The organism is Microcystis sp. M_QC_C_20170808_M3Col, assembly GCF_007095505.1.
Taxonomy (GTDB): Bacteria; Cyanobacteriota; Cyanobacteriia; order Cyanobacteriales; family Microcystaceae; genus Microcystis.
In genome coordinates, this window is record NZ_SFBY01000098.1 from 1 (window position 1) to 6,442 (window position 6,442).

A 6,442-nucleotide genomic window follows, 5' to 3' on the forward strand; every position below is an offset into this window, starting at 1 on the left:
GTTATAAGGGATGAAACCCTTATAGAGAGAGACATTGCTGCGATTTTTGTCAACTGTTTTCGATCTAGAGCGAACTAATCAATTAAATCTCTCGCCAGATAAGGATTTAGTCGATTTATCTAAAGGTTCGGCCATAACTCGCGGAACGTTAGCGACGAGAATTAAAAAAAACCATCGAAAAATAGGTCGCCACCAATTCCGATAATCATCCTGACCACCCCAAGAATGGCTAAATAACATAAGCGGTTTCTTTAAAGAATATTATGACGGGTAGCGGTGGGCGTTTCGCCTATCCGTCGCTGTTCGGTGCTAGAGAAAAGTTTTTCACTACAGCTATTTCTAGACGAAATTCCTTCAAATTTACTTATATATTTCCTAAAAATTGGTGACAAACTAAAATATATACTTTCTGTCTTAGTTGTTGCTATCAAATAACGTTCCCGCAAAGACTGCAAGCCATTAATATATTCCATTGATGATAGTTCTAAGGTTTCTTTTAATTTTTGCCTAGACACAGGATTTTCAAAATTGCTTAATCGTAAGACAATTTGCTGTTCTACGGGAGATAGTCTAGTAAATAAATGTTTTAATCGAGATTCCATTGCTGTAGTAATAATTAGGTTATTCTCTGCTAGAAACTCAGCTACTTGGCCAGCAAAAACATCTTTAATTAAACTAGCAATATCTTTTAAGTAAGCTAAGTTTCCTTCATATAGTTCAATCAGCTTTAGCCAACTATCTCGATCATTTAATCCTATATTTTCTAAAATTTTAGAATCATCAATACCTAATAACTCTAAGTATTTTATTGAATACAATTCTTCATCTAAACAGTGCATCTCAGCACATTGTTCTTGACTGATTAAGATTAAATTGCTCTGATGTTCAATATCTGTAATCATTTTAAACAAGCTTTGATAATCCTGATATTCAGTTTGATATTGACCAGCGAATACACCAGGTATAAAGAGATTTTGCACATCATCTAAGATGATTAGAGATTTTTTCTCTGTCAGAATGGCAAATAGTTGTTTTAATTTATCGGCTATGATCTCATGGGTAGATTGATTACAAGTAGTCAATATATCGTCAACCAGCAACTCTAAGGATTTAGGGAATTTTAGACTTCTCCAAATGATAAATTCAAATTTATCTAAATTGAGATCGACAAATCTTTTTACTAAAGCTGTTTTGCCAATTCCACTCAATCCCAAGACTGAGATTAATCGGATATTTTGGTTTAGTAGCCAGTGAGAAAGTGTCTTAAGTTCAGTCTCTCTCTCGTAAAAGCTTATTATTTGAGGAGCCAGAGTCAAATCGTGATTAAGGGATTTGCTGTTTTGATTATTTTTCTGAAAAATTTCATCAATTCTGCTTAATTCTTTCAGTTCAAAATTAAAAGTATGATTATTGTTCTGTTGGTTGTTACTTTGTATTATAATTGGTGAAGATAGCACACTTAATCTTGTTAAAGTTGAACAAAAATTAGATTTTTTTATATCCTCACCTAAAGCTTCAGACAAAAGTTGCCATAATTGAGACCCCACATCACTCAGATGATTTTTCGTAACTTGGTACTTTTTGGCCATATCGTCATAAGTCTGTCTTTGCCAAGTTCCCTCAACTACAGCGCGTTGCAAATCATCCAGATGTTTTCCTGTTTGTTCAAAGACTACACTATCAGCAAATTGTAACGCTTCGTTTACATTCATTTATCTATACAGGGTAAGGCTTTGAGATATTATATCATAGCTTGATTCTGATTTTTCCGACTTTTTCCGTTGTTAATGTTAAGAAATTGTAATATAACTGCCGTTTAAATCCTATTTTTTCTGGTTGTCAAGTCAAGGAAACGCTTTTAGGATGGCAACGACAATTAAGTTAATTTATCTTAATAGGTTAGGAACTTTGTTAAGAAATTACGGTAATTTCCCGGCTTTGATGTCAAAATTCGCTTTTCCTAAGTTAAGATGGTCTCCAATAAATAACGCAAAACTCACACGAATACATTAACCCTGTCATCCACCTTTGGTTACTGCTATGGCTACTAATCCTCTGCTTATTCCCACTCTCAATCAGGCTATTACTGATGTCGTTAACCTACTCAATGAGTTTGCTGACGATTCTCTGTTCAGTGAAAAGGTGCGTTTGGTTTTTGGGGTAGATGTTTCAAGTCAGGTGTTTAAGGCTTTAATTGCTGATTTGCCCGAAATTGAAGTGGTAGGCGACGAGGTGTTACAAGGCGCATTAGGTGCGTTTTCGGCGCAGACGGGGAAGATTTATCTTTCTCAAGGGTTGGTGAGTGGTGATATAAATAAGTTGGAAGCGATATTAATTGAGGAAATTGGGCATTATGTGGATGCTCAGGTGAATGCGGCGGATTCTCCGGGTGATGAAGGGCAGATTTTTGCTGCACTGGTGCAAGGGATACCTTTACCTGAATCGGAACTGCAAGCTTTAAAGCAAGAGAATGATTTCACCACGATATTGGTAAATGGTCAGGCTGTTCAGATTGAGCAGGCACGCATTCAAGAAAGTGGAGGTCAACAAACAACTCCATTTGTTTATACACTGCCACTGGAACCTCAGCTTACCTTGGTTAAATTTTCTTGGGAAAACTATTCAGTTCCTGATGAATTTCAAATTACTTATGAAGGTATACGAATTGCGGGTAATGTCGGACTTCAAAGTGGAGGGGGTAGTGGAGAAAGAATAGTTGCCACGAAGAATTCCAATGAATTAACAGTAAAAGTTACTGCTCCAACTGAGGGAACTGCTTGGGATTTTGATGTAGAAACCCTTCCCCTTGAAATTAATATTAATGGCTTGTTGGGGGATGTCGTTGAAGTTGACTTGTTGAAAGAATTTACAAACCGAGGAATTTCACTCCAAGCTGCGAGGTTAAATCCCAATGGGTTTGGACTAAAAAGCAACAGTAATAATAGAGGCAAAGTTGCAGAAATTGATAATTGGCAAACTGAGCTTCAAAAAGGCAAGTTTTATTTTGTTCCTACCGTTAATGGAACGCCCCGTCAATTAAATCAACCAAGAAGTGATGCTGGCTTGGGTGAAAGTACCTTAACTATTACCAATGGAAACATTGAGTTCCCTATCAAATTTAATGTCACGGATGATTTTTCTAGTACTGGGGATAATCGAGTAACAGTTGGAACTAAGAAGTTAGATATTTATCGTCAAGAGCAACGATTAGCTTATTTGGGATTTCCAGGAAGCGGTGGTAGTCCTTTAGTTGTTGATGGAGTAACAGGGGGAAATACTACATGGGCGATACAATTATTTAATTCAGTTGTTGGCAGTTCACGAAAACTTTTAACTGATACAACCTTCAGCAAAGATGCTAAAGGTTTGATCAATGCCCAGAATGCTCCACGGGCTCTTCTGGTTTCTGTGTGAAAACGAGGTCTATACTGATGGAATATCCGCAAAATAGCCCTAAAAGTCTTGCTCGATAAGCATTTCACGATTCCATAAGCAAAAATTATCACACAAAGAATAACTCCATCACAGGAGTTGGAATTGTTCAAGGCACACCTTTAGAAGTATGGGCTGCTGATTGGGCATTTAATATTCTTCAATCTGTTGTTATCTCATTCAATAACTACAATTTCAATCTAAATGGTGCCAGCCTCAAAAAAGGTGGAGATACTACTGCTCACAGCGGACATGAAGCAGGAATGGATTTAGATATTGATGTAGCTGGGCGAGGTGATGGCAATAATTATATTCCTGGTAATATGTTTTTTAAGGAGAATAAATTTAGCACTAATACTTGGTATGTAGAAGCTCCAAATGGACAAGTAATTATCAAAAATGCTAATGATAAATATGAAGCAGCTTCTCCCACACAGGCTAATTTAGCAAAAGCACTCAAAGGTTCGACTCTTCATAATAAAACAATTATCGGACAGTTATTTGTAGATGCTAATAATAACAATCAAGCAGATCAGAATGAATGGCTGATTGTTGATAATCCAAATGCTACTTTTCAAAATTACAATGGGACTCCTAAAAAAGGCTATGATCTTCAGACAGTAAGAACTCTAATTTCATCTTTTTTAAATGCCAATGTGGGTGGATCGACTGTAACCAAAGTACTTTTTAACGATCCTCGTACTTGGGACTTAGATACAAATCGAGTCAAGTTCACGCCCAATCATAATGGGCATATTCATCTTGACATAAAAGCACCTAGTGCTGCTTTAACTCCCAATAATTTTAGTCAAAAAAATATCAATTTTTTTCCCACCTCGACAGATATTAGCTCAGTAATTAGCACGCCAAACCCCCTTGTTTCTCTTAGTAATCTAACTCTTTTAAATGATAGCATTAGTAATGCTATTGATCTAGGTAAAATTGAAGATAATCTAACTCTTAATGGAAATATCAGTAATACGAATCCTGAGATTTACTATCGCTTCACATTAGGTAATCCAGTAAATGAGAATCAGATTGAGGGACTTTACTTTAATACACTTCGTGATTTTAGTTTAGTTCTGAATGGACTTAGTGCCGATGTCGATACAGAATTAATTGAGGATTTTAATGAAGATGGAATTCGCCAAGATGATGAAGTAATTGCTAATTCTAGCCAACCCGTAAATAATGACGAAACCATCAATATTACGGATATCAATGAAGGCATCTACTATATCCGCATCTTTCAAAAAAGTGGAGATACAAACTATAACCTTTCCCTGACGGTTCCTCCGCTACCAGTTCCCCCTGATAATGCGGGTAATACTCTTAGTAATGCTCAGAATTTAGGAACACTTAGTGCCAATTTAACCCGAACTGACTTTATCGGTGAAGTCGATCCAGATGACTACTATCGCTTTAGCTTGGCTGCACTGAGCGATTTGAGTCTAGAAGTTAATGGATTAGATCAAGGCGATCTAATTGCAACTCTAGGACAAGATACTAATAATGATGGAGTTATTGATTTTGATGAAACTATTGCCATATCTGATGCTGAAGGAAATGACCCAGAAGCGATTGACATCAATGGATTAGCTACCGGAACTTACTATGTCTGGCTTTCTCGCAGTAGTGGCAATACAAACTACAACCTCAACCTATCAGCAACGCCAGCCGTCATCCCACCCGATCAAGCAGGAAGTACCCCAAGCACAGCTTTTGATATCGGCTCTCTCAGTAGCGCATCCAATTTCAGTGATTTTGTCGGCAATGTCGATCCCGAAGATTATTACCGTTTTTCTCTTGCGAATGTCAGTGGTTTAAGGATACAGCTAGATGGGCTATCGGCAGATGCTGACCTAGAACTTGCTCAGGACACTAACAATGATGGAGTGATTGACTCCGATGAAATTATCAGTACCTCTGATTTATCAGGGACTGATGCTGAAGTTATCGATATTAGTGCCTTAGCAGCAGGGACTTACTTTGTTCGGGTACATCAGTATGAAGGTGACACCAACTACAACCTATCTCTCACGCCGACTAATCCCGTTGGTTCTGACCTTTCAGTAAAGAGAACTGACGCTACAGGAGCAGTCGATCTAGGACAGCAGTACACTTACACTCTAACCGTAACTAACAATGGTCCTAGTACGGCAAACAATGTGATTCTTAGGGAAAATTTGCCATCTGGGGTAAACGTTACCAGCAATAATTCAGTTAGTGTTAGCAATGGTGTTGTTACAGCTAATTTAGGAACACTCAATAGTGGTAAGAGTGTCACTGTAAATCTGACATTAAGTACCTTTATTTCTGGCGAACTTTTGAGTACAGCTAACGTCACTGGAGATGAATTTGACTACAATCTATCTAACAATTCTCTTGTCAGTACAAAAACTGTCAATTCAATAACTTCTCCTGATGCAGATCTAGAGTTGACTCAAACTGTTAATAATTCTAATCCTCGCATTGGAGACCAAGTGACCTTTACTCTAACTCTGACAAATAAAGGTCCTGGTACAGCTACTGTCATCAAAGTAAAAGATATTTTACCAGGAGCATTGAGTTACGTTTCTGCTGTAGCCGATCTAGGAAGCTACGATAGCAATACAGGAATCTGGACTGTCGGGAATATGCCACCCAATCAGAGCGTCAAGCTCGGAATTACTGCGACAGTTAATTCAGGACAATTGCTCACTAATACGGCTCAAGTCATTGCTGTCGATGAAGGTGACCCTGATTCTACTCCGAACAACAATAATCCCAATGAGGATGATCAAGCTTCAGTTATTGTCACTATTGGCACCGATGAAACTCCTGGTAATCTTGCTCCGACGGATTTAACATTAAGTGCGACCACAGTAAATGAAAATGTTGCCCCCAATACAGTGATAGGGACATTTTCTAGCACAGACCCCGATACTGGTAATAGCTTTACCTATAGTTTGATAGCAGGAACAGGAGATACAGATAATACTGCATTCTCGATTGTGGGGAATCAATTACA

The 6,442-nt window shown here is 37.8% G+C and carries 3 protein-coding genes and 1 pseudogene; 3 read left to right on the plus strand and 1 reads right to left on the minus strand.

Translation table 11 applies throughout. The features are described 5' to 3' along the window. Positions 1-205 (plus strand): annotated as a pseudogene (locus tag EWV84_RS22790) (hypothetical protein); the annotation flags it as partial. 46 nt (positions 206-251) lie between these two features. Here EWV84_RS22790 and EWV84_RS05015 read toward each other — a convergent pair. Beyond that, entirely contained in the window at positions 252-1,712 is a 1,461-nt protein-coding gene (locus EWV84_RS05015) for a helix-turn-helix domain-containing protein (protein WP_287076842.1), read from the minus strand. A gap of 328 nt (positions 1,713-2,040) precedes the next feature. On the opposite strand from EWV84_RS05015, the gene EWV84_RS05020 reads away from it, so the two are divergent. Beyond that, positions 2,041-3,414, plus strand: coding sequence for a hypothetical protein (locus EWV84_RS05020; RefSeq protein WP_287076844.1), 1,374 nt, complete (start codon positions 2,041-2,043; stop codon positions 3,412-3,414). Positions 3,415-3,695: 281 nt separating this feature from the next. Further along, a partial coding sequence (locus EWV84_RS05025; RefSeq protein ID WP_287076846.1) for a pre-peptidase C-terminal domain-containing protein occupies positions 3,696-6,442 on the plus strand: 2,747 nt, incomplete at its 3' end.